The 22,430-nt window shown below is 65.6% G+C and carries 21 protein-coding genes; 18 read left to right on the top strand and 3 right to left on the bottom strand.

Annotated elements, in window-relative coordinates:
* The first annotated feature begins 1 nt into the window (after nucleotide 1).
* The 3 genes from EC845_RS08690 to EC845_RS08680 are packed head-to-tail and all read left to right on the top strand — an operon-like array spanning nucleotide 2 to nucleotide 3,288.
* Nucleotides 2-838, top strand: a complete 837-nt coding sequence (locus EC845_RS08690) for an ABC transporter permease (protein ID WP_123297162.1) — start codon at nucleotides 2-4, stop codon at nucleotides 836-838.
* Nucleotide 839: 1 nt separating this feature from the next.
* Nucleotides 840-1,646, top strand: a complete 807-nt coding sequence (locus EC845_RS08685) for an ABC transporter permease (RefSeq protein WP_370451269.1) — start codon at nucleotides 840-842, stop codon at nucleotides 1,644-1,646.
* Nucleotides 1,647-1,668: 22 nt separating this feature from the next.
* Nucleotides 1,669-3,288, top strand: a complete 1,620-nt coding sequence (locus EC845_RS08680; protein ID WP_123297159.1) for an FAD-binding protein — start codon at nucleotides 1,669-1,671, stop codon at nucleotides 3,286-3,288.
* A gap of 363 nt (nucleotides 3,289-3,651) precedes the next feature.
* Here EC845_RS08680 and EC845_RS08675 read toward each other — a convergent pair whose 3' ends face one another.
* Nucleotides 3,652-4,836 carry an LLM class flavin-dependent oxidoreductase gene (locus tag EC845_RS08675; protein WP_123298017.1) on the bottom strand — a complete coding sequence of 395 codons (1,185 nt, stop codon included), beginning with the start codon at nucleotides 4,834-4,836 and terminating at the stop codon, nucleotides 3,652-3,654.
* Nucleotides 4,837-5,117: 281 nt separating this feature from the next.
* On the opposite strand from EC845_RS08675, the gene EC845_RS08670 reads away from it, so the two are divergent.
* A complete protein-coding gene (locus EC845_RS08670; RefSeq protein WP_158615657.1) occupies nucleotides 5,118-6,719 on the top strand; it encodes an ABC transporter substrate-binding protein in 1,602 nt (533 codons plus the stop codon).
* Between the two features lie 33 nt (nucleotides 6,720-6,752).
* Here EC845_RS08670 and EC845_RS08665 read toward each other — a convergent pair whose 3' ends face one another.
* Nucleotides 6,753-7,673 (bottom strand): LysR family transcriptional regulator, encoded by a 921-nt coding sequence (locus EC845_RS08665; RefSeq protein ID WP_123297156.1) that lies wholly within the window; start codon nucleotides 7,671-7,673, stop codon nucleotides 6,753-6,755.
* Between the two features lie 150 nt (nucleotides 7,674-7,823).
* On the opposite strand from EC845_RS08665, the gene EC845_RS08660 reads away from it, so the two are divergent.
* From EC845_RS08660 to EC845_RS22465, 11 genes are all read left to right on the top strand, one after another.
* Nucleotides 7,824-8,246, top strand: coding sequence for a cupin domain-containing protein (locus EC845_RS08660; RefSeq protein WP_123297154.1), 423 nt, complete (start codon nucleotides 7,824-7,826; stop codon nucleotides 8,244-8,246).
* 2 nt (nucleotides 8,247-8,248) lie between these two features.
* Nucleotides 8,249-9,052, top strand: coding sequence for a cysteine hydrolase family protein (locus EC845_RS08655; RefSeq protein ID WP_123297151.1), 804 nt, complete (start codon nucleotides 8,249-8,251; stop codon nucleotides 9,050-9,052).
* A gap of 150 nt (nucleotides 9,053-9,202) precedes the next feature.
* Nucleotides 9,203-10,189, top strand: a complete 987-nt coding sequence (locus EC845_RS08650; RefSeq protein WP_123297149.1) for an ABC transporter substrate-binding protein — start codon at nucleotides 9,203-9,205, stop codon at nucleotides 10,187-10,189.
* Nucleotides 10,190-10,233: 44 nt separating this feature from the next.
* A complete protein-coding gene (locus tag EC845_RS08645; protein WP_123297147.1) occupies nucleotides 10,234-11,067 on the top strand; it encodes a creatininase family protein in 834 nt (277 codons plus the stop codon).
* Nucleotides 11,068-11,070: 3 nt separating this feature from the next.
* On the top strand, nucleotides 11,071-12,465 hold the full coding sequence (locus EC845_RS08640; protein WP_123297145.1) for an FAD-binding oxidoreductase: 1,395 nt from the start codon (nucleotides 11,071-11,073) through the stop codon (nucleotides 12,463-12,465).
* Complete coding sequence (locus tag EC845_RS08635) at nucleotides 12,462-14,165, top strand: CocE/NonD family hydrolase (RefSeq protein ID WP_158615656.1); 1,704 nt, start codon at nucleotides 12,462-12,464, stop codon at nucleotides 14,163-14,165. The genes EC845_RS08640 and EC845_RS08635 overlap by 4 nt, the downstream gene beginning before the upstream one ends.
* Nucleotides 14,162-15,025, top strand: a complete 864-nt coding sequence (locus EC845_RS08630) for an ABC transporter permease (protein ID WP_199739758.1) — start codon at nucleotides 14,162-14,164, stop codon at nucleotides 15,023-15,025. The genes EC845_RS08635 and EC845_RS08630 overlap by 4 nt, the downstream gene beginning before the upstream one ends.
* Complete coding sequence (locus tag EC845_RS08625) at nucleotides 15,022-15,819, top strand: ABC transporter ATP-binding protein (protein WP_123297141.1); 798 nt, start codon at nucleotides 15,022-15,024, stop codon at nucleotides 15,817-15,819. Before EC845_RS08630 ends, EC845_RS08625 begins: the two co-directional genes overlap by 4 nt.
* Nucleotides 15,820-15,823: 4 nt before the next feature.
* A complete protein-coding gene (locus EC845_RS08620; protein ID WP_158615655.1) occupies nucleotides 15,824-16,801 on the top strand; it encodes a PDR/VanB family oxidoreductase in 978 nt (325 codons plus the stop codon).
* 11 nt (nucleotides 16,802-16,812) lie between these two features.
* Nucleotides 16,813-17,982: an amidase gene (locus EC845_RS08615; protein WP_123297137.1), complete on the top strand. Its 1,170-nt coding sequence runs from the start codon at nucleotides 16,813-16,815 to the stop codon at nucleotides 17,980-17,982.
* A gap of 58 nt (nucleotides 17,983-18,040) precedes the next feature.
* Nucleotides 18,041-18,283, top strand: a complete 243-nt coding sequence (locus EC845_RS22465) for a DUF6436 domain-containing protein (protein ID WP_199739756.1) — start codon at nucleotides 18,041-18,043, stop codon at nucleotides 18,281-18,283.
* 21 nt (nucleotides 18,284-18,304) lie between these two features.
* On the opposite strand, the gene EC845_RS08605 is transcribed toward EC845_RS22465, so the two are convergent.
* Nucleotides 18,305-19,228, bottom strand: coding sequence for a LysR family transcriptional regulator (locus tag EC845_RS08605; RefSeq protein WP_123297135.1), 924 nt, complete (start codon nucleotides 19,226-19,228; stop codon nucleotides 18,305-18,307).
* Nucleotides 19,229-19,342: 114 nt separating this feature from the next.
* Here EC845_RS08605 and EC845_RS08600 point away from each other — a divergent pair, with 114 nt between their 5' ends.
* From EC845_RS08600 to EC845_RS22125, 3 genes are all read left to right on the top strand, one after another.
* Nucleotides 19,343-20,422, top strand: coding sequence for a 4-oxalomesaconate tautomerase (locus EC845_RS08600; RefSeq protein ID WP_123297133.1), 1,080 nt, complete (start codon nucleotides 19,343-19,345; stop codon nucleotides 20,420-20,422).
* 55 nt (nucleotides 20,423-20,477) lie between these two features.
* Nucleotides 20,478-21,464 carry a tripartite tricarboxylate transporter substrate binding protein gene (locus tag EC845_RS08595; RefSeq protein WP_123297131.1) on the top strand — a complete coding sequence of 329 codons (987 nt, stop codon included), beginning with the start codon at nucleotides 20,478-20,480 and terminating at the stop codon, nucleotides 21,462-21,464.
* A gap of 515 nt (nucleotides 21,465-21,979) precedes the next feature.
* Nucleotides 21,980-22,423, top strand: coding sequence for a hypothetical protein (locus EC845_RS22125; protein ID WP_148077273.1), 444 nt, complete (start codon nucleotides 21,980-21,982; stop codon nucleotides 22,421-22,423).
* Nucleotides 22,424-22,430: the final 7 nt, after the last annotated feature.

The raw sequence follows: 22,430 nt of genomic DNA, 5'->3' as shown, positions 1-22,430 counted from the left end.
CATGAGCAGCCCCGCCCTGGTTCCGGCCCTGCCACGAGCCCTCCCTGACGCCCGCCTGCGACAGTGGCGGCGATCCGCAGGCCGGCCGCTGCGTGCGCTGCTGTTTCCCCTGGCACTGCTGCTGGTCTGGTTCTGGGCAGCGCAGGCCAAGCTGCTGCCCGAGCAGATCCTGCCCTCGCCGGTCTACGTCTGGCAGGCCTCGCTGGACGCGATACAAAGCGGCGATCTGCTGATGCACATCGGCTGGAGCGCCTGGCGGGTGGCAGCCGGCTTCGGCATCGGGGCCTCGCTCGGTCTGTCGCTGGGCCTGGCCATGGGCCTGTGGCCTCGCCTGGACGACTATGTGCGCCCGACCTTCACGGCCATATCGCAGGTCCCGACGCTCGGCTGGATCCCCTTGTTGATGCTTTTCCTCGGCATCGGCGAGACCTTGAAGATCGTCATCATCGCCAAGGCGGCTTTCATACCGGTGGTCCTGAACACCTGCTCCGCCATCCGGAGCATTCCCTCTTCTTACTTCGAGGTCGCCCGCATGCTCAGGTTCACCGCGCTGCAGCGCCTGCGGCTGGTCATCCTGCCGGCAGCGGTTGCGCCGGTCTTCACCGGCATCCGCTACGGACTGACCAAGGCCTGGACCGCACTGGTGGCCGTCGAACTGCTCGCCGCCGCGCAAGGACTGGGCTTTCTGCTGGTCTGGTCGCGCCAGATGTTCTGGCTGGACATGATGCTGTTCGCCATGATCGTGATCGGCCTGGTGGGCTTTCTCATGGACTATGGGCTGGCACGGGTCGAAAGTCGGCTGCAGCGCTGGCGCCTCGATCCCCAGGCCGGAGCATGATGTGACCCTGGCTCGGCCTGCCTCCTCGGCACCATCCCGCCGGCGTTTCCGCTACCTCTCGGTTCGTGCGCGCCGCGGCTTGGTCCTGCCCGCGTTGCTGCTGCTTCTGTGGGAACTGTCGGCCCATCTGGGCTGGGTCGACCGGCGTTTTCTGCCGCCTCTCGAACAGGTCGCTGCAACCGCCCTGCACGAACTGCGCGATGGCGATCTGCTGCTGCATCTGTCGGCAAGCCTGAGCCGCAATCTGACCGGCTTTGCGATCGGGTCGGCCGCCGGCGTGGTGTTCGGCGCATGGCTGGGCCTGTCCCGCACGGCCAGGGAGCTGATCAACCCGACGTTCAATGCGCTCAAGCAGATCGCCGTGCTGGCCTGGATCCCCTTGATCTCGATCTGGTTCGGTTTTGCGGAAATCGCCAAGGTCACGTTCATCGCCCTGGCGGCTTTTGTTCCCGTGGCGCTCAATACCTTCGAGGGCATGGGATCTGCGCCACCCCAGATTCTGGAGGTCGCCCGATCGCTCTGCCTGAGCCGCTCGCAGACGCTGAGGCGGGTCTATCTGCCTGCGGCCGTTCCGTCCATCCTGACCGGCATCCACCTCGGACTCATCTATGCCTGGCTGGCCACGGTCGCAGCCGAGTATTTCATGACGGTGGGACCGGGCCTGGGCGGCATGATCATCGCGGGCCGCGAACGCTTCGACATGGATCTGGTGATGCTGGGCGTGGTGATCCTGGGTGCTGTCGGCTACGGCCTGAACCGGCTGGCACAGTGGGCCGAAGAATACCTGCTGCGCTGGCGCGACGGCTGAAGAACGCACGGATTTCGGAGTCATGACCCAGAACCCCTACCCACCGAGCGATCTCGTCCACGAGAACACGCACGATCGACATTACGCTGCCGACATCCTGGTCATCGGCGGCAGCATCGCAGGCTGCTGGGCGGCACTCAGTGCCCGGGCAACCGGGGCCACAGTGATCCTGGCGGAAAAGGCACAGGTGGGCACCGCCGGGGTGGTAGCCCAGGCCGGCGGCAGCGGCTACTACACCCGCCCGGGCGAGGAAGAATACAACCGCAAGCTGATCCACTCTCGCCACGATGCGGCATGCGGCCTGGACGACCTGACGGCGATCGAACGGATCTACGAAGAGAGCTACCGCATCGGTCTGCAACTCAAGGCGCTGGGGTTCCTGTCGAACAACGGCATGCCCACGCTGGATGGATCGCCACCGAGCCTGCTGGCCTTCCACGGCGCGCGCGCCATGCTGTTCCTGCGCGAGCAGTTGGAGAAGACGGGCGTGGTGATGCTCGACCACAGCCCGGCACTCGAGCTGCTGGGCGACGAAGGCACGGTGGCAGGCGCAGCGGGGCTGGACACACGCGACGGACACAGTTGGGCCGTGCGCGCAGGAGCCGTCATCCTCGCCACCGGCGGCAATGCATTCCTGTCCGGCGCCATGGGCACGCAAGGCACCACCGGCGAAGGCCATCTGATGGCGGCCGAAGCCGGGGCCAGCCTGGCGAGCATGGAGTTCAGCGGTCACTACGGCATCTCGCCGCAAGGCAGCCCCACCACCAAGGGGTTCTGGTACGGCAGTGCCACCTTCTACGATGGGCAGGGTCGTGAACTGCCGGCCAACGGGTGGGAGTCCGTCGCCGATGTGGCACGTGCCATTCTGGAGACCGGCGGTGCCTACGCCAGCATGAACAAGGGCGGCGCAAGCCTGAAGGCCTTTGCACGCACGGTCAGCAGCATCTACGATCATTTCCAGACCATCGGCCTCGACCCCTACACCGAACGTTTTCCGATCGAACTGCGCTACGAAGGCCTGATCCGCTCGGCCGGCGGTCTGGTCGTCGATGCGCACGCCGCCACCGCCGTTCCCGGCCTGTACGCAGCAGGCGATGTCACCGAACGCACCCACCTGTCGGGGGCGGCAATGAGCGGCGGCGGGCCGGCGATCGCATGGTGCCTGGTCTCCGCCAAATGGGCCGCACAGGCCTCGGTCGACTTCGCCCGTTCGAGGCCTTCCTCCAAGGCCCCGCTTCGGGCCCTGGGCGGCACGGGCTTGCGTCCGCGGCGCGGCGGCAATCCCTCCTTGTCCAGCAACGCGCTGCTGCAACGCGCGCAAGACGAGATCCTGCCCATCGACAAAAACGTGTTCCGCACGCGAAACGGCATCGCGGCATCGCTGGCGAGACTCGACGATCGCTGGACATCTGCAGCCGACGGCCTGGCCCCACAGGCACATCAGAAAGCTTGGCAGACACGCGAAGCCGCAGCCTTGCTGGCCGGCGCACGCTGGATCTACCGCAGCGCCGGTGTTCGCCACGAAAGCCGGGGACTGCATCGGCTGCAGGAAGCCCCCACCCAGGACCCGGCCCAGCGAGATCGCATCGTGGTGAACGGCCTGCACGACATCGGCTTGCAGAGAATCGCTCTTGCCCCCTGACGCACGGAACCGGCCTGAGCTTATGCCGCATTAACAAATGATGGATTCGATCCACACAAAACCGGCGGTCTGCCTAGAATTCGATCCATGGCAGCGTCTGCAACGCAAAACGCCAGCCGTCGGGCGCCAACCGACGTAAATCAAACAGGCCTCCGCAGGTGATCCTGCCGTAACACGGTGACCGCGTAAGAGTCGCCGTCCAATCTCTCTGCCGATGTCTCCTCTCGCAAACGGCGGGCTCCATCGTGAATGACCTTGCGAGACTTGATCCCACCGCCCCCCGGACGGTGGGATTTTTTTCATCCGCTTCTCAAGGTCCGCGGGCGTCAGTTGCCCGCCCTGCGGATACGCGGCTCGTCGTACTCACAGCCGCAGTCCGGCCTGCTTCATCAGCGGCAGAATGCGGTCGCCGAAGAACGCGAGGTCGGGCTTGAAATCGAAGAAACTCAGTTGCAGCCCGTCGATGCCCGCGCGCTTGAGCGCGACGAACTGCTCGACCACCTGTTCGGGCGTGCCGACCACCTCGATGTTGCCGCCGATGGCTCGCCGGTTGGCCCCGTCCAGCCCCGCACGGCCGCGCCAGGCATGGGCATCGCTGTTGAGCGTGTGGAAACCGTCGGGGGTCCGGACATCCTGATGCGCGACGATGGCGTCGTAGTACGCACGGGTCTCCTGCTCGGTCTCGCGGCTGACGACCATGGGATTGAGCAGCGTGCGGATCTCCCGCCCTTGCTCCCGTGCGGCCTGCTTGACCCGTGCCGCATGCGCCGGCAGCAGCTCGATCGCACTGGCGAAGTCGGAGGCCCCCGGACTCGTGATGAAGACCACATCCGAATAACGTGCGGCAAACGAGATGCCGGCATCCGATCCCGTGGCATTGACCAGCAGCGGCCGGCCATACACCGGCTTGGGCGTGACGAAGGCGTTGTTGAGACGCCAGCTGGATTCGCCTTCGAACGAGAACGGCTCGTCGCCGGTCCACAGCCGCTGCAGCACCTCGATGAACTCGGCGGTGAGGGCGTAGCGTCGGTCGTGCTCGATGCGATCCCAGCCGAAGGCCTCGTGTTCGACCGCACGATGCCCGGTCACCACGTTGATGCCCCAGCGCCCGCCCGAGATATGGTCGAGCGTCGCCCCCCACTTGGCCAGGTGCAGCGGATGCAACGGCCCGTACAGTACATGGATGGTCGAGACCAGCAAGATACGTTGCGTCACTGCGGTCAGCGCGGCCATGGTCTGGAACGAGTCCAGGGCATGACCGTCGAAAACACCGCCATATCCGCCCTTGGGCAGCCACTGCGACAGGGCGAACACCAGATCGAAACCCAGCGACTCGGCCTTGAGCACCAGGTCCCGGTTGTAGGGCCAGCGCCAATCCGTGGTTCGCGGCAGCGTCGAGGCACTCCAGCCTCCGGCCTGGATCGGCAGGAACAGCCCCAGCAACACCGGCTGCCGGAGAGCCTGTGCATAAGGGCTGTCGGGAAAATCCGCGGGCGAGGCGAAACGATCCAGCCCCACGAGGGAGCCGGCAGGACGAGTCAGAGTCATGCGAAGGCCGAAGATGAAATCGAACGGCGGCCAGGACGGCACGCCAAGACAGCCAACTTAGCGAAACCCGGCGCAACCGGCTGCTACGGATCTTCATATCGATATGAGCTTCGCCTTGCGGACGGCTCGACGCCTGTCTCTTGCTGCAGACGATTCCGCATCCGAGCCTTTTCCCGCTGCATCGCCCGAGGATGGATATCGGTTTTTCATCGTGGCGATTTCCGTTCACGGTCAATAGCATGCCCGAGGTCTCTTCTGACTCACAACCCTGCATTCCGGACATGACACTCGACCGTCGCCATCTTCTGAAATCCCTGCCCGCAGCCTTCTCCGGCAGCGCGCTGTGGTGGCTTTCACCCTTCGGCGCCCAGGCACAGGCGCCTGCGGAAACCCTCGGAACACTCGTCGTCGGCACCACGACCGAGCCCTCGCTGCTGACCAGTGCACTGACCACGGCCGGCCCCACGCAACTGGTCTCGGGCAAGATCTTCGACGGCCTGCTGGCCTATGCGGAAGACGGAACGCCGCGCCCCGAACTGGCCACGAGCTGGTCGGTCAGCCCCGACGGCCTGACCGTCACCTTCCAGTTGCGCAGCGGAGTGAAATGGCATGACGGACGCGACTTCAGCTCGGCCGACGTCGCCTACTCCGTCCTTGAAATCTGGAAAAAACTGCATGCACGCGGCCGCGCCATCTTCGCCAACGTCGACGAGGTTCTCACACCCGATGCGCAGACCGCCGTCCTGAAGCTCTCCAAGCCTGCGCCCTACATCCTCAACGCGCTGTCGGCCGTCGAATCGCAGGTCCTGCCCCGTCACCTCTACGAAGGCACCGACCCGCTCGCCAACCCGCGCAACAATGCACCGGTGGGCACCGGGCCCTTCAAGTTCGGCAACTGGTCACGCGGGCGCGACATCACGCTGCTGCGCAACGACGCCTACTGGGGCGGGCGGCCTAGCCTCGAACGGGTCATCGTGCTGCTCAAGCCCGACGCACAGGCGCTCGCATCCGCACTCGAAGCCGGCGACGTGCACATCGCCGAAGGCCTGTCGCCCGCCGATGTCAAACGGCTGTCGGACAACCCGTCGCTGGCCGTGCATGTATCGGACTCCTCTTTTCTGCTGACCAACGCCTACATCGAATTCAACCTCGACCGGCCCGTTCTGCAGAATCCGCTGCTGCGCGAAGCCATCGGGCATGCGGTCGATCGCGACTTCCTGGCCCGCAACGTCTGGCATGGCTACGCGCAGCCCGCCGACTCGCCCATTCCGCGCAGCCTGAAGGCTTTCTACACCCCCGATCCCACGCTGCCGAAATTCGACCTCCCGCGTGCCGAAGCCCTGCTCGATCAGGCCGGCCTGCCGCGCAACGCCCAGGGCATCCGGCTGACCCTCAATGCCGATCCCTACACGGCTCCGGCCACCATCCAGACCGCACGTTACCTGCGCGCCAACCTTGCGCGGCTGGGCATCCAGCTCAATGTGCGCGGCCAGGATACCGCCCAGTTCATCAACCGCGTCTACACCCAGCGCGATTTCGATCTGCTGATCTACATCGCCAACCCCGGCCCGGATCCAGTCATCGGACTACAGCGGTTCTTCTGGTCCAAGAACTTCAAGCCGGGCGTGCCGTTCTCGAACGGTGCCCATTACGCGAACCCCGAGGTCGATCGCCTGCTCGAAGCGGCCCAGGTCGAGCCCGACTCGGCGCGTCGCCAGGCGCTCTACACCCAGTTCCAGCAGTTGGTCGCCCAGGATCGCGTGACCCAGCCGCTGGTCTGGATCAGCAGCACCCTGGTCTCGCGCCGAAGCGTCACCGGCTTCATCAACAGCGCCGACGGCGTCCGCGGCAATTTCCTGCAGGCTCGGCTGGCCGCGGCCTGACGGCCGACCGGTGCAAGCCCTGCCTCGCACCGATCAACGCACAAAGACTTCGGAACGCAAGGCTTCCTGGATCACGCCTTTGAGGCTCTCGACAAACACCGCGGTCAGCGCGGGCATGCGGTTCTCCGGGCCGATCAGCATGAGCTGCTGCTGGTGGTGTGCCAGCTCGTACAGCGGCACATAAGTCAGCCGCGCGGTGCGCAGTTCGAACTCGATGTCGAACGGCGTGAGGAACGTGATGCCCTGGTCCGACATGGCGCCATGGCGCATGACTTCGATCGAATTCGTCTCGATGCTGAAATGCGGCTCGACCTTGGACTTGGCAAACAGCTGGTCCAGGTGCGGCCGGATCGCCATGGTCTTGTCCGCGACGATGAGCCGATGGCCCAGGCATTCGCTGATGCGCAGCGACAGCCGGTTCGCCAGAGGGTGATCGGGCGCCATCACCGCGCCGAGCTTGCCCAGCGCCACCTCCAGCACCCGCACATTGGCGCGTGACGGAAAGTCGAACCCGATGCCGAGCTGCGCCTCGCCCGAAGCCACGGCGGCCAGAATCTCGTCTCCCGTCGGCAGCAGGCGCAGGTGCAGCTTGATGCGGTGGTTGCGCTGCTGGAACTGCGTCACCGCACGCGGCACCACATTGGCCGCCAGCCCGCTCATCACGGCGACCGTGATCTCGCCGCGATGCAGGCCCTTGAGTTCCTCGATCTGGTCCTGCGAACGTTCGAAGTCCTTCAGCGTGGCACGTGCATGCCGGATGACGATTTCACCGGCCGCCGTCGGGATCAGCTTGCGCGGCGTGCGGTCGAACAGCGGCGTACCGAGATCCTCCTCCAGGGCGATGATCTGGCGGCTGATGGCCGACGGCACCACGTGCAGGCGTTCGGCCGCCTTGCGCATCGACCCCGAGCGGGCCACTTCATCGAGATAGGACAGCAGGCGGGCGTGGAGCACAAGGTTTTCTCTGTTGCTTTTTAGGAAACACAACAGACACATTAAGTCGCTTTTCATCACGCGTCAAGCCACCCAGAATGCACTTAGCCCCGTGATTTTTGCCTCGCGATCACCACGGTTCGGCATGAATCCTGCTCTGGATGGACACCCATGAAAACCTTTTCGTTCGAGCGTGCGAGAACGGCCCAGGCCTTCCGAATCTCGCCTCAAGACACCAACTACTTCGCCATCCTGTCCGACGCCAGCAAGGACGGCAACGACAACATCGCGGTCATCGAGATCTTCAATGTGGGCGGCGCCACGCCGCCCAACAGCCATGTCCGGGCGCATGAGTTCTTCTACGTGCTGCACGGCAGCGGCGTTGCCGTCAGCGACGGCGAAGAGCAGCCCATCCGCCAGGGCGACGCCCTCCTGCTCAAGCCCGGCAGCGTGCACGTCATCCGCAACACCGGCGCCGGCAAGCTCTACACCCTGACGGTGATGACGCCCAACGAGGGCTTCTCCGAGCTGATCCGAAGCGGCGAGCCGGTCCGGCTCGACGCGCAGGATCTGGCGATTCTCGAGGGAGCCTGAGCATGGACGCCTTGGTGAAATCGCCGCCGCTCCATGCGCTCGGCGCCAACTCGCGCAACGAATGGCAGGTCTCCAGCGCCGGCGTGGACATGGTCCGGCCGTCGCCCGGCGCCCGCCCGGTCCAGGTCGAAGACAGGGGCCGAACGATCACATTCGACCTCGCACGCACGGCCATCCTCGTGGTCGACATGCAGAACGACTTCTGCCATGCCGACGGCTGGCTGGCGCACATCGGCGTCGACATCGGCCCGGCCCGCACACCGATCCCGCCGCTGCAGACCCTGCTGCCGGCCTTGCGCGACGCCGCCGTCCCGGTGATCTGGGTGAACTGGGGCAACCGCGCCGACAAAGCCAATCTGGCGCCCAATGTGCTGCATGTGTACAACCCGCATGGCGACGGCGCCGGCATCGGCGACCCCTTGCCCGGACGTTCCGGTACGCAGGTTCTGCAGGCGGGCAGTTGGTCGGTCCAGGTGGTCGACGAGCTCAGCCCCGTGCCCGGCGACATCCATGTCGACAAATACAGCATGTCCGGCTTCCACGACACCGTGCTCGACAGCGTGCTGCGCAATCTGGGCATCACCACCCTGCTGTTCGCCGGGGTCAACGCCGACCAGTGTGTGCTGTGCACGCTGCAGGACGCCAACTTCAAAGGCTACGACTGCCTGCTGCTGGAAGACTGCTCGGCCACGACCTCGCCCCGCTTCTGCTGGGACGCCACGCTCTACAACGTGCGCCAGTGTTTCGGCTTCGTTTTCGGCTCCGCTGAACTGCTGGCAGAACTCGCAAGCGGAAAGCCCGCATGAACGCCGATCGTCTTTTCATCTGACGGATCGACGCCATGGACGCCCCGTTCCCGGCGCCCCGACGCACCGCCTGAATCCGAGGCGACCCGCCGTTCCACCGTCCCGTTTCTTTTTGTTTCGATCTCAAACTTTCTTGATGAGGCACAGACCATGACACGACGTTTCTCCCGGGCTCCCGCCGTTGCCGCGATCATGGCCCTGGCCGGGCTGGCTGCGCAGGCACAGGCCGCCACACCCGTCACGTTCCAGCTCAGCTGGAAAGCCCAGGCCGAGTTCGGCGGCTACTACCAGGCCCTGGCCAAGGGCTACTACGCCGCCTGCGGCGTGGACATGACGCTGCGCGAAGGCGCGCCCGGCATGGATCCTTCGCAACTGCTCACGGCCGGTGCGGTCGATGCCGCCATGGTGCCGCAGAACGACGGCGCCATGCTCATGAACAAGGCCGGTTTTGCCGCCCGTGCGGTGCTGGCCGGTGTGCAGAAGGCCCCGGCCATCCTGCTCTACCACGAGGAATCGGGCATCCGCAAGCCCGAAGACCTCCTGGGCCGTCCCATCCTGCTGTCGGCATCGAGCCGGGCATCGATCTGGCCCTACCTCAAGGCCAAGTACGGTTTCCGCGACGACCAGCTTCGTGCCTTCAGCGGCCAGATGGCGACCTGGCTGGCCGACAAGACCGCCATCCAGCAAGGCGTGGTGACGCAGGATCCCTATCGCTTCGAAGCCGAGACCGGCAAGCCCGCTCGCTTTTTCCAGCTGGCCGAGCTCGGCTACAACCCCTACTCCGCCATCATGGTGGTCTCGCAGAAGATGATCGACGAGAAGCCAGCGGTCGTGCAATGCATGGTCAGCGGTTCACGCAAGGGCTGGGCCGACTTCATGAAGGATCCCGAGCCCGCATTCCAGGCCATCCGCAAGCTCAATCCGCAGCAGACCCCCGAAGTGCTGGCCTACGCCCACCGCGTGATGCGCGACAACGGCATGGTCGTCAACGACGGCACGCCCTACGGCGCCGGCAGCATCACCGAAGCCCGCTGGAAAGCCCACTTCGACCTGCTGGTCCAGACCAACGTGCTGCCCGCGACCTTCGACTACCGCAGCACCTTCACCACCCGCTTCCTCGAACAGCCCCTGGACTGAGGTCCCGGCCGGCCCCCGTTCCGTCTTCTCTCGAACCGATGACCATGAAACTGAAATCACACTGGTGGTGGGACCTGTCGGCCCACGACTTCAGCGCACTCGACTTGAGCCAGGTGGTGGCCGTGCTGCCGGTCGGCGCCGTCGAGCAGCATGGACCGCACCTGCCGGTGCGTGTCGATGCCGCCATCGCCGAGGGCATCATGCGCCATGCCGTGGCGCTCATGCCCGACGACTTCCCGGCCCTCGTCCTGCCCACCCAGGGTGTCGGCACCTCGTTCGAACACAGCGCTTTCCCGGGCACGCTCACGCTCAAGCCCGAGACGCTCATCCGCGTCTGGTTCGAGATCTGCGAGAGCCTTCACCGGGCCGGCGTGCGCAAGGTGCTCTTCGTCAACGCGCACGGCGGCCAGCCTCAGGTCATGGACATCGTGTGCCGCCAGCTGCGTGTGCAACTGGGCATGCTGGCGGTGGCTTCGCAGTGGTCGCACTTCACGCCACTCGACGATCTGTTCGACGCCGAGGAACTCAAGCACGGCATCCACGCGGGTGAAGTCGAGACCAGCGTGATGCGTTACCTGCACCCCGATCTCGTCGACATGACAAGGGCCGAGGATTTCCAGTCGCTGTCGCAGACGCTGGAGCAGGAGTACGAACTGCTGATGCCCGAAGGGGGCGCGGTCGGCTTCGGCTGGCAGATGCAGGACCTCAACCCCAAGGGCGCCGCAGGCCATGCCGAGCGTGCGGATGCCGAGCGCGGTCGCATCACCGTCGAGCGCGCCGCCGCCCGGTTGCTGACCCTCATCCGCGAGGTCGCGAACTATCCCCTCGCCCAGGCCAACCGGGCCGTTCACCCCAGCATGGCCATCCACCAGGACTAAGACATGAGCAGCTATCCCCTCCAAGAACTGGCCTCGGCACTCGACGGCGTGGATGTCACCCTCGACCCCCGCCGCATCCGCGTCAAGAGCCGCGACCGCTACGCCATCAGCCCGCTGCTGCGCGACATGCTCGCCGACAAGCAGGCCGATGCGGTCGTGACCCCCAAGACGCTGGACGAACTCAAGCACGTGGTCTCCACGGCCGTTCGCCTGCGGATCCCGATCACGGTGCGCGGCGGCGGCTCGGCCAACTACGGTCAGAGCGTGCCGCTCAAGGGCGGCATCGTGCTCGACATGACCGCCTACAGCGGCATCGTCGCCCTCGGGAACGGCACCATCCGGGCCCGAGCCGGCACGCTGGTCGCCGAGATGGACCTGGCGGCCAAGGCCACGGGCTGGGAACTGCGCATGCACCCCACCACCGCCCGCATCGCCACCATCGCCGGGTATGTGGCCGGTGGCACCGGCGGACCGGGTTCGGTGGCCTACGGCATCCTGCGCGACCGCGGCAACATCGCGGCCGTGCAGGTTCTGACCATGGAAGAGCAACCCCGCCTGCTCGAACTCACGGGCCCGGACGCCCAGTTGGCTCACCACACCTACGGCGCCACCGGCATCATCACCGAAGTCGAGATGCCTCTGGCGCCGGCCTGGCCGTGGATCGAAGCGCTGGTCGCATTTCCCGACTACCTGCAGGCCGTGCGCTTCGGTGTCTCCCTGGCGCAGCAGACGGGCATCACCCGCAAGGTCGTGTCGGTGCAGGAATGGCCCGTGCCTCGCCTGATCCAGCCCTTTGCTCCGCTGGTGCCCGAAGGCCACTCCATCTGCTCGACCATGATCGCCAAGGGCAACCTGGTCGATTTCGAAGGCCTCGTGGCCGCGCACGGCGGCACCGTGGTCTCGACCGCGCCCGAAGGCCAGGGGCCCTACGGCGCGCCGATCTGGGAGTTCGTCTTCGGCCACGCCTTGTTCCAGATCCAGAAGACCGATCCCCGCCGCTCCGTGATCGAGGGCTTTTTCCGCGCCCCCGACCTGCCGGCGCTGGTCGAACGCGTGCACGCCAAGGTCGGCCACTATGGACCGATGCGCATGGAAATCCTGCGTGTGGGCGGTGACGTCGTGGGCTCCGGCGCGCCCTACTTCGTCTACGAGAACCCGCAGCAGATGGCCGACCTCGTCCTGGCCATGCAGGAGGCCGGAGCCGTGGTGTCCAACTCGCACTCGTCCAATGTGCGATCGGTCGGCAAGAAAGAGATCACGCCCCGCGACCTCGCCTTCAAGCGCGAAGTGGATCCGCACGGGCTGCTGAATCCGGGCCGCTTCGAGGCCGACGATTCGGCGGATGCCAAGTTCGCCATCGAACTGCCCACCGACCAATGGGACAAGCGCCAAGCATGACTGCAGCCCCCACCCATCCGGCCGGCACGGGCCTGCCGGTTCTGCGGCCGCAAACCCTGTCGATGACGCTCGGCGATGGCACCCGGCTGGATGCGGACGTCTACCGTCCGGCCCAGCCTGGCCCCTACCCCGTGCTGCTCCAGCGCCAGGCCTACGGACGCCGCGTGGCCTGCACCCTGAGTTACGCCCATCCGGCCTGGTATGCGGCACACGGCTACATCGTGGTCGTTCAGGACGTGCGGGGCAGAGGCACCTCCGAAGGCGTCTTCAGACCCGGCGAGCACGAGCGCGACGACGGCGCCGAAGCCGTGGAATGGGCCGCCCGCCTGCCGGATGCCGATGGGCAGGTCGCCCTGTATGGCTTTTCCTATCAGGCCTACAACCAGTTTCTGGCGGCTGCGGGCCACTGCCCGTCGCTGCGCGCCATCGCCCCGGCGATGGGCCCCTGGGATCCGGCTCGCACCTGGGTCTACGAGAACAGCGCGCTGCGCATGAAGCAGATGCTGGGCTGGGGTTTCCAGATCACCGCCGAAGCTGCCCGCCGCGCCGGCGACGCCAGTGCCTGGAGCGCACTCCAGGCCGCCAGCGGTGCCTTGCCGCTCGGCGGTCCGGTCACTGCGCAACCCGCCCTGCTCAAGACCCATCGGGCACTCTCGCACGTCATGGACTGGCTCGAGACGCCCAGCGACTCGCCCTTCTGGGACGGTATTTCGCCGGCCGCGCAGGCCGAAGCCATCCAGGCCAAAAGGCTGCCCACGCTGCTGACGGGCGGCTGGTTCGACACCCATCTGGCCAGCACCTGGCAGGCCTTTGCCCAACTGAGTGCGGACAACCCCGAGGTGCATCTGTCGATCGGGCCCTGGGTGCATTTCCCGTGGGTTCGCCAGGTCGGTCAGATCGACTTCGGCAACGAAGCCGCACGCGACATGGACCGCGAGCACATCCGCTTTTTCGACCGCGTGCTCAAGGGCCGCGGCGAGACCGCCGCCCGGGTCCCCATCGAATTGTTCGACATGGGCAGCCGGCGCTGGCGTGCATTCGAGCAGCTGGCCTGCGGCAGCCTGGAACTCAGCCTCGCCGGCCATGGCCGGGCATCCATCGACACCCGCGACGGCAGTCTGCGCGGACAACCCGCCGCACACCCCGGCGCCGAATTCGTGGTGCACGACCCCTGGCGTCCCGCACCCGTTGTCGGCGGCTGCTACGGCGTGCCCAGCGGTCCGGTCGACCGGCGCCAGGCCGATGAACGCGGCGACGTGGTCACCTTCACCACCGAGGGGCTCGAAACCCCGCTGGACATCGTGGGCTGCGCCGAAATCGACCTCGCCCTCGACTGCGACCGTCCCAGCTTCGACCTGTCGTGCGTGCTCTCGCGTGTGACGGCAGATGGCAAGGTGTTCCAGATCGCCAGCGCATACGCCCATTACAGGCAGTTGCGTGCCGACGGCCGCTACCGCCTGGCATTGAGCCCCACCTGCACCACCCTGGCCGCCGGCGAGCGCCTGCGCCTGTCGATCGCCGGCAGCGACTTCCCGGCCCATCCGGTCAACCCCGGTACCGGCGCGGACCCGGTCCATGCCGAGACCACCCAAGCCGTCATCACCACCGTGACGCTGCACCACGGCGGCCCGCGCTCTTCGCGGCTCGTCCTGCCGACCCCCGCACCCCATCCCCTTCAATCGACAGGAGTCCTCCCTTGAGCGCCAACCTGACTGCCCATCCGCCGACACCGCCCGCCGGTCCGGTCCGGACGTCCTCCAGCCTGCTGCGGCGCCTGCCGGCAGCCACCGACGTCGTGACCCCCTTGCTCGCCGGCGCCGTGTTCCTGTTCATCTGGGAGATGCTGGTCCACTACTTCCAGGTCTCGCGCTTCATCCTGCCCGCGCCCTCGGCCATCTTCGCCAAGCTGGTCGCGGACTTTCCCCTGCTGCTCAAGGCGCTGGCGTTCACCGCATCGATCACGCTCGGAGCCTTCATCGCCGCCGTGCTGTCAGGCATCGCCGTGGGCGTGCTGATCACGCAGAACCGCACCATCGAGCGCATCCTGTGGCCCTATGCGGTGGCGCTCCAGGTCACCCCCATGGTGGCCATCGCCCCGCTGGTCGTCATCTGGGTCGGCCTGAACAAGGTCTGGCTGGGCCTGCTGGTGCTGGCGTGGATCGTGGCCTTCTTTCCCATGCTGTCGAACACCGCCGTCGGCATGAAGTCGGCCGATCACGGCCTGCGCAACGTCTTCAGCCTCTACAAGGCCACGCGCTGGCAGCGATTCCGCTACCTGCAGTTGCCCTCGGCCCTGCCCTTCATCCTCGCGGGTGTGCGCATTTCTTCCGGTCTCTCGGTGATCGGCGCCGTGGTGGCCGAATTCGTGGCCGGCTCGGGCTCGGCCACCGGCCTGGCCTGGATCATCGTCGAGAGCGGAACCATGCTGGACATCGCCCGCATGTTCGCCGCCCTGTTCATGCTGTCGACCTTCGGCCTGCTGATCTGGCTGGTGATGGGCATGGTGCAGAACCGGCTGCTCAGCCGCTGGCATGAGAGCGAAGTCGTGCAGGAAGGATGAACATCATGGAAACCGCCATTCAGACCACCGCCCCCGGCAAGCCGCTCGTCCGGCTGAGCCGCGTCAACAAGATCTACGCCAACGGCACGGTCGCGCTCAAGGATCTCGACCTCAGCGTCCGCCCCGGCGAGTTCGTCAGCCTGCTCGGCCCCAGCGGCTGCGGCAAATCCACCGCCCTGCGCATCATCGCCGACCTGGGCCAGCACACCGATGGCCGGGTCGACCGGCCCGGCGACGACGGCAAGAGCACCGGCGATATCGGCTTCGTGTTCCAGGAACCCCACCTCATGCCCTGGTCCACGGTGTTCGACAACGTCTACCTGCCGCTCAAGCTTGCAGGCCAGTCGCGGGCCAAGGCCCACGACGCGGTGATGTCGGTGCTCGCCATGGTGGGCCTCGACGCCTTCTGCAACTCCTATCCGCGCGAGCTCTCCGGCGGCATGCGCATGCGGGTATCGATCGCCCGCGCGCTGGTCACGAAGCCCCGTCTGCTGCTGATGGACGAGCCCTTCGCCGCGCTCGACGAGATCACACGCAACCGGCTCTCGGCCGACCTGCTCAAGATCTGGCAGGCCAGTTCGGCCACCATCATCTTCGTCACGCACAGCGTCTACGAAAGCGTGTTCCTGTCGAGCCGCATCGTCGTCATGGCCGCACGCCCCGGCCGCATCATCGGCGAGTTGCCCATCGAGCAGCCCTACCCCCGCGACGCCGACTACCGCCTCACGCCGGCGTATGCAGACCACTGCCGCGAAGTCTCGGCACTGCTCTCCCAAGCCATGCTGGCAGGCTGAAGACATGGCCGCCCAGACCCAGACGCTGCGCATCGCCGCCATCGCAGACGAGGCCCAGGACATCCGCACCTACCGGCTGGTCGGCACCGACGGTTCGCCTCTGCCTGCAGCCCCGCCGGGCTCCCATCTCGACCTCTACCTGCCCGACGGCCTGGTACGCCAGTACTCGCTGTGCCAGGATCCCGGCGACCGGCACGCGTACCTGATCGCCGTCAAACGCGAACCCGCATCCCGCGGCGGATCGGCCTGGCTGCACGACAGGGCGGCAGAGGGCATGACACTCGAGGCCGGCCTGCCGCGCAGCATCCTCGCCCCTGCCCCGGCAGCACGCCACCACATCCTGCTGGCCGGCGGCATCGGCATCACGCCGCTCTACAGCCTGGCCCGGTCCTTCGAGGCGGCAGCGGCCAGCTACGAACTGCATTACTTCGTCCGTTCGGCCGCACACGCCGCTTTCCTCGGCGCGCTCCGGGCCTCCCCGTCCAGCCCCCGCCTCCATCTGCATGCCGGCCTGCCCAACGATGCGCTGGCGCCCACGCTGGTCCGCATCCTGGCATCGCAGCCCGCACACAGCCACGTCTACGTCTGCGGCCCCGTCCCGTTCATGGATGCCGTCCAGACCGAAGCCGGCCGGCACTGGGCGCCCGAACACATCCACGAGGAGCGGTTTGCAGCACCGGCGCCCCAGGCTCATGCCGCCGCGGCGAGCGGCGCCGGCACGCTCGAGGTCGTCCTGGCATCCACCGGCGCCACCATCCCCGTGGCACCGGGCACCAACCTTCTGGCCGCGCTCAACCGCGCCGGACAGGCCATCCCCACCTCGTGTGAACAGGGCTTCTGCGGCACCTGCATGACCGGCGTCGTCGAAGGCTGCATCGAACACCACGACACCTTTCTCACCCCCGAAGAACAACAGAGCGGCCGCTGGATCATGCCCTGCGTCTCGCACGCGACCGGGACACGACTGGTCCTGGATCTCTAAGGAAACCCCCAATGCTCGACACCTGCAGCGCATTCGTGACTCGCTTCGACGAGCCCATCCGGCGATCCGGCGGCACGGAGGCGCCACGCCTGCTCGAAGGCCTCACCGTGGCCGTGAAAGACAACTTCGACGTCGCCGGCCACATCACCGGCGCGGGCAGCCCCGAGTACGCAGCCGAACGCCAACCCGCTGCAGCGCATGCCCAAGAAGTCGAAGCCCTGCTCGACCAGGGCGCCCATCTGGTCGGCAAGACCCACATGGACGAACTCGCCTTCAGCCTGATGGGCCTCAATGCCCGCTACGGCGTGCCGGTCAATCCGGCCGCGCCCGACCGGGTTCCGGGCGGTTCGTCTTCGGGATCGGCATCGGCCGTCGCGGCCGGACTGGCCGACATCGGCCTGGGCACCGACACCGGCGGATCGGTGCGTCTGCCGGCCTCGTTCTGCGGCCTGTATGGCTGGCGCGCCAGTCATGGGCTGCTCTCGCCCCAGGGCCTGGTGGCCCTGGCCCGAAGCTACGACGTACCCGGCTTCTTCACCCGCGATGCGCACACCATGGACCGCGTGATGCAGGCCTTTGCGCCCGCCCCGACGGCGGGCGAGGCTCCCCGTTTCTGGCTGCCCGACGATCTGTGGGCTCTGGCAGACGAACCGGTCCGGGCGCAGCTCCTGGCCCGCCTGCCATCCCTGAACGCCGACCGCCGTCCGCTGCTGCCCGAAGGCGGTGCGGCCGCCTGCCTGCAAGCCTTCCGCATGCACCAGGGTCACGAGATCTGGCAGCACTTCGGCGCCTGGATCCAGCAATCCCGTCCGCAGTTCGGCCCCGGCATACGCGAGCGATTCGACATGACCAGCCGTATCGGTGCCGCCGAATTCGACGCCGCAGCAAGCTATCGCGCCGCATTCACGCACAAGATGCAGCGCGACCTCGCCGGTCCGGTCGTGCTGGTGTACCCCACCTCGCCGTCTCCTGCGCCCCTGCTCTGCACGCCGCAGTCCGAGCTCGAGCCGCTGCGCAACAAGGCCCTGTCGCTGCTGGCCGTATCGGGCCACGCCGGACTGCCCCAGCTCAGCGTCCCCGCAGGCAGCGTCGACGGCGCGCCTGTCGGTCTTTCATTCACCGCCGCCAGCCTTCAGGACCGGCTGCTGCTGCAGGCCGCACGACACCTCGGCCTGGCTTGATACCCCACTGACAAGTTGCCCGGTTGCCCCCGGTCCGGCCGTCGAGCAACCCCTGACGATGCGGATCAATGATCCGACGGCCCGCGCGCCCCGCGCCCTGCACCATGACGCCGGGCAGGCCTTGGTGTTCGACGACGTCTCGCAGCGCCTGCCCGCCGAGCGGGCCGTCAACACCGGGCTGGTCTGCAGCTCGGCCAACAGCTTTTTGGTCGAGCCCCTCATCGACCGGCTGATGGAAGGCCAGACCGTCGAGCCCATCGGCATGCTTGCGGTGGGCTGCTACTGCCGTTGGAAAGATTGAACGCGCGGCCAAACGACCGCATCAGGATGCAGGCCGGCTCGTTCGGCGTTTGGTCTTGGACAAGTGCATCAGCATGTCGTACAGCGGCTGCGCAGCCAGAGACAAAGATCGGCCACGCCGCTTGATCAATCCGATCTGCCGGTCGACCACCGGGTCTGTCAGCGGAATGCTGGCCAGCAGAGGATGATCCTTGGCCGGCATGGCCAGGCTGGGCACCGCTGCGACGCCCAGGCCCGCTTCGACCAGTCCCAGCAACGTGGTGACGTGCCGCGCCTCGTAGACGGGAGCGAGCCGGATATCGGTTCCGGCCAGCGCCAGATCGAGCAGCACCCGATTGCCCGACGTCTTGCCGACCGAAATGAAGGGGTGATCCGCCAGATCCCGCCAGGTGACTTTTTTCCGTTTGGCCAGCGGATGATCGCGCCGGCAGGCCGCGACAAAACGCTCGACCAGGATGCGATGGAATTCGATGTCCGCCTCCTGGCTGCCCACGAAGTTGATGCCGAAATCGGCCTCGCCATGCGCGACAGCCACCAGCACGTCGTTGGCACTTTCGTCGTGGATGCGGACCCGGATGCGCGGAAACTGCTCGTTGTAGCTCTTCACCACCGCGGGCAGAAAGTAATACGCGGCTGACGGCACACAGGCGATCGTCACCTCGCCCTGCCGAAACGCCGAGATATCGCCTACGCCGACCAGCATGCTGTCGAGATCGTTCAGCCAGTGCGTCGCCTTCTGCGCGAACTCGCGGCCCACCGCGGTCAGGGTGACCCGTCGCGTCGTTCGGTCCAGCAGCTTCACGCCCAGGGCATCTTCGAGCTTCTGGATCCGCCTGCTGAAAGCCGGCTGCGAGATGTTCACCGCCTCGGCCGCCGCACGAAAGCTGCTGAGTTCCGCCACCGCGGCAAAGGCCTCGAGGTCGACCAGATCGAATTTGTGACTCATGAAATGAACTCCCGTGGGCGGATTCGTCGGCCTGAATTCTATTGTGTCCAACGCATCAATGATTCCTTTATATGCAATTAACAAAATGGACCGACAGGCAGATCATCGGCCCCCATGACATACACACTTCCTTGCGTCCTCATGCGCGGCGGCACTTCCCGGGGTCCTTTCTTCCGTTCGGACTGGCTGCCCGATGAGCCCGACGAACGCGACAAGGTCCTGCTCCAGGCCATGGGGTCTCCTCACGAGCTTCAGATCGACGGGTTGGGCGGCGGCCACTCCCTCACCAGCAAGGTCGCCATCGTGTCGCGATCCGCACGGGGCGATTGCGACGTCGACTACCTGTTCGCGCAGGTCAGCGTCAACGAGAAGCGTGTCGACACACGCCCCAACTGCGGCAACATGCTCGCCGGCGTCGGCCCCTTCGCCATCGAGCAGGGCCTGGTCGCCGCCACCGAAGGCACGACGCTGGTCCGCGTCTTCAACGTCAACACCAACTCACGCATCGACGTGCAGGTCCAGACACCGCATGGGCATGTCGCCTACGACGGCGACGCAAGAATCGACGGCGTCGACGGCACTGCGGCACCGGTTCGCCTCAATTTCCTGGACGCCTGGGGCAGCGTGACCGGCAGCGTCTTTCCGACCGGCAAGACACAAGACACGATTCAAGGCGTCGACGTCACCTGCATCGACGCCGCGCAAGTGATGGTGTTGATGAGGGCCGCCGATTTCGGGCTGCAGGGCACCGAGTCCGCAGACGAGCTGGATTCGAACACCGCGCTGCGAACCGCGCTGGAATCCATCCGCCGCGAAGCCGGCCATCGCATGGGACTGGGCGACGTGTCCTCGAGCGTGCTGCCCAAACCCGTCCTGATCGCACCGGGTGTTTCCCCGGGCTCCATTCAATCGCGCTACTTCACGCCTGCCCGTTGCCATCGCTCGCATGCCGCGACGGGCGCCATCGGCGTCGCCGCAGCCACGGTGCTGGCGGGAACCGTCGCTTTCGATTCGCGACTGGCCGCCGACGCCTCCCACGTTTTCCGCCTGGAGGTGCTGCATCCATCCGGCGCCATCCAGGTGGAAATAGAGAAATCGGCAGGGACCGGCGACGGTTCCGAGGGCATCAAAAGGGCCTCGCTGATCCGTACCGCGCGAAAGATCTTCGATGGGACACTGCACCTGAGAACGTAGTCCATCTCGCGCACCGCCATCAAACCGGAAATCGATAATTATTCAGGAGACAAAGATGAAGACTGCAAACCAATCGCTCACACGGCGCGCGCTGATCGCGGCCGCCTGCACACTCGCGTTCTCGGCATCCGCATGGGCGTCGGATGCGTATCCCAACAAAGTGATCTCCCTGGTGGTCCCGACTGCGGCAGGCGGCGGAAACGATGCCATGGCCCGTGTGCTCGCCAAACGCATGTCCGAGATACTGGGCCAGCAGATCGTGGTCGAGAACAAGGCCGGCGGCAACGGCGCCATCGCCTCGGAATACGTGGCCCGCGCCAAGCCCGACGGCTACACCATTCTGTTCGGCTACATCGCGACCCATGCGATGAACCCCGCACTGCAAAAACTGCGTTACGACCCTGTCGCCAGCTTCTCGCCCATCGGCATGGTCTGCAATTCGCCCACCCTCATGGTGGCCAACCCCAAGCTCGCCATCTCCAGCGTGCCCGATCTCATCAAGGCGTCGAAAGCCGACCCCAACGGTTTGAACTACGCCTCGGCCGGCAGCGGCACGGCACCGCATTTTGCGGCCGAACTCTTCAAGCTTTCGACCGGCACACAGATCATGCACGTGCCCTACAAAGGCTCCGCACCCGCCATGACCGACACCATGGCCGGCCAGACTCAGATCATGTTTCCCAGCCTCTTCACGGCCTACCCCTTTGTGCAGACCGGCAAACTCAAGCCCTTGGCCGTGGCCGGCCCCCGCCGCTCCGAACTCATGCCCGACGTTCCCACGCTCGCCGAACTCGGCATCCAGGGCGTCGACGTTTCGCAGTGGTATGCGATGTTTGCACCCGCCCGGACCCCCGTCGACATCGTCACCCAATTGAATCAGGCACTCAACCAGACCCTGCAGGACAAGACCGTCGCCAAGAATCTCGAACTGCACGGTGCCATCGTCGAATGGAGTACCCCCGAACAATTGGGCACGCTGGTGTCGACCGAACTGAAAAGATGGCAGGGAGTCGTTGCACGGGCCGGCCTGACACCCGACTGAACCCACACCCCATCGCCTGATCGCTGATCGCCTGCCCGACTCATACCAGGGCAAAACAAAACGCCACACAAGGGCTGCTTGCCCCGTGTGGCGTTTTTTTTGCACCAACCGGATAGCCCGCCGCCCTCCTCCCACTCGGTGGTTGCCTACCCCAAGCGCGGCCTCTTGTTCGGATAAATCATGCCCGGTGCAGGAAAACATAGCCTCTCATCATGGTTCTTTGAGACACCTTCGTTGACGGTCACGCCGGAGTTGCCCCCTTCCCCCCAGTGCCCGTCGACATCGGCACTGTCGTCGCAGGAGCGATCAAAAGCAGTGGACCCACGACCAGGAGCCATCCGATACGCATGGATAACTTGCCCGCGGGCTCGATGAGACCCTGAAAACGGCCGTCTCGTCTATGCAGCGGGTTCAGCGGGCTGTGAGAACCTTCATCCGCAGCGTTCGCTCGCGCACTGAGGCTCACGTCTTAGTTAGAAAATTGAATATTCAACCGGACCGATCGAAAGGAAATCATGACTTACGAAATCAGGAAAATAACCTCAGATGATTTAAACCAAATCCTAGAGGACGCAAAATCAGATCCACACTGTGATTCCGAGTTATTCAGAAATCTAGATTTCCTAATCAAAGACAGAGAATACGCAATCAAGTTCATCAATAGCTGGGTCATTGATTTAGAAAAAAAATCCTACCTATTCAGAACATGCTCGATCGCAAGACGAGTCAGACCAGGCGAAACATACAACGTATTCACTCAAGGGAGGATGTTCGAAGTCAATACCGCCAGCGTCTTCGAGTCAAAGATCTATTTCACAAAAGAATTAACCCCTGACCCCATCACTCTTGAAAACACAAAAAACGATATTCTAAACCTCTTTACCACCCTAAACCCTGCGGAGCTGGATATCACGCAGTTCCCCATCACATTTGTCAACGACCCTGAAAACAACCTGTAGGACAGAA

The sequence above is a fragment of the Comamonas sp. BIGb0124 genome (genome assembly GCF_003752175.1).
Taxonomy (GTDB): domain Bacteria; phylum Pseudomonadota; class Gammaproteobacteria; order Burkholderiales; family Burkholderiaceae_C; genus Comamonas_F.
The sequence above is the reverse complement of the archived record's forward strand: the minus strand, read 5'-3'. Positions and strand labels throughout refer to the sequence as shown.

What these genes read in the sequence shown, in the direction of transcription:
- EC845_RS08690 (WP_123297162.1), top strand. Translation starts at nt 2, where the DNA reads ATGAGCAGCCCCGCCCTGGTTCCGGCCCTGCCACGAGCCCTCCCTGAC.
- EC845_RS08680 (WP_123297159.1), top strand. Translation starts at nt 1,669, where the DNA reads ATGACCCAGAACCCCTACCCACCGAGCGATCTCGTCCACGAGAACACG.
- EC845_RS08675 (WP_123298017.1), bottom strand. Translation starts at nt 4,836, where the DNA reads ATGACTCTGACTCGTCCTGCCGGCTCCCTCGTGGGGCTGGATCGTTTC.
- EC845_RS08670 (WP_158615657.1), top strand. Translation starts at nt 5,118, where the DNA reads ATGACACTCGACCGTCGCCATCTTCTGAAATCCCTGCCCGCAGCCTTC.
- EC845_RS08660 (WP_123297154.1), top strand. Translation starts at nt 7,824, where the DNA reads ATGAAAACCTTTTCGTTCGAGCGTGCGAGAACGGCCCAGGCCTTCCGA.
- EC845_RS08655 (WP_123297151.1), top strand. Translation starts at nt 8,249, where the DNA reads ATGGACGCCTTGGTGAAATCGCCGCCGCTCCATGCGCTCGGCGCCAAC.
- EC845_RS08650 (WP_123297149.1), top strand. Translation starts at nt 9,203, where the DNA reads ATGACACGACGTTTCTCCCGGGCTCCCGCCGTTGCCGCGATCATGGCC.
- EC845_RS08645 (WP_123297147.1), top strand. Translation starts at nt 10,234, where the DNA reads ATGAAACTGAAATCACACTGGTGGTGGGACCTGTCGGCCCACGACTTC.
- EC845_RS08640 (WP_123297145.1), top strand. Translation starts at nt 11,071, where the DNA reads ATGAGCAGCTATCCCCTCCAAGAACTGGCCTCGGCACTCGACGGCGTG.
- EC845_RS08635 (WP_158615656.1), top strand. Translation starts at nt 12,462, where the DNA reads ATGACTGCAGCCCCCACCCATCCGGCCGGCACGGGCCTGCCGGTTCTG.
- EC845_RS08625 (WP_123297141.1), top strand. Translation starts at nt 15,022, where the DNA reads ATGAACATCATGGAAACCGCCATTCAGACCACCGCCCCCGGCAAGCCG.
- EC845_RS08620 (WP_158615655.1), top strand. Translation starts at nt 15,824, where the DNA reads ATGGCCGCCCAGACCCAGACGCTGCGCATCGCCGCCATCGCAGACGAG.
- EC845_RS08615 (WP_123297137.1), top strand. Translation starts at nt 16,813, where the DNA reads ATGCTCGACACCTGCAGCGCATTCGTGACTCGCTTCGACGAGCCCATC.
- EC845_RS22465 (WP_199739756.1), top strand. Translation starts at nt 18,041, where the DNA reads ATGCGGATCAATGATCCGACGGCCCGCGCGCCCCGCGCCCTGCACCAT.
- EC845_RS08605 (WP_123297135.1), bottom strand. Translation starts at nt 19,228, where the DNA reads ATGAGTCACAAATTCGATCTGGTCGACCTCGAGGCCTTTGCCGCGGTG.
- EC845_RS08600 (WP_123297133.1), top strand. Translation starts at nt 19,343, where the DNA reads ATGACATACACACTTCCTTGCGTCCTCATGCGCGGCGGCACTTCCCGG.
- EC845_RS08595 (WP_123297131.1), top strand. Translation starts at nt 20,478, where the DNA reads ATGAAGACTGCAAACCAATCGCTCACACGGCGCGCGCTGATCGCGGCC.
- EC845_RS22125 (WP_148077273.1), top strand. Translation starts at nt 21,980, where the DNA reads ATGACTTACGAAATCAGGAAAATAACCTCAGATGATTTAAACCAAATC.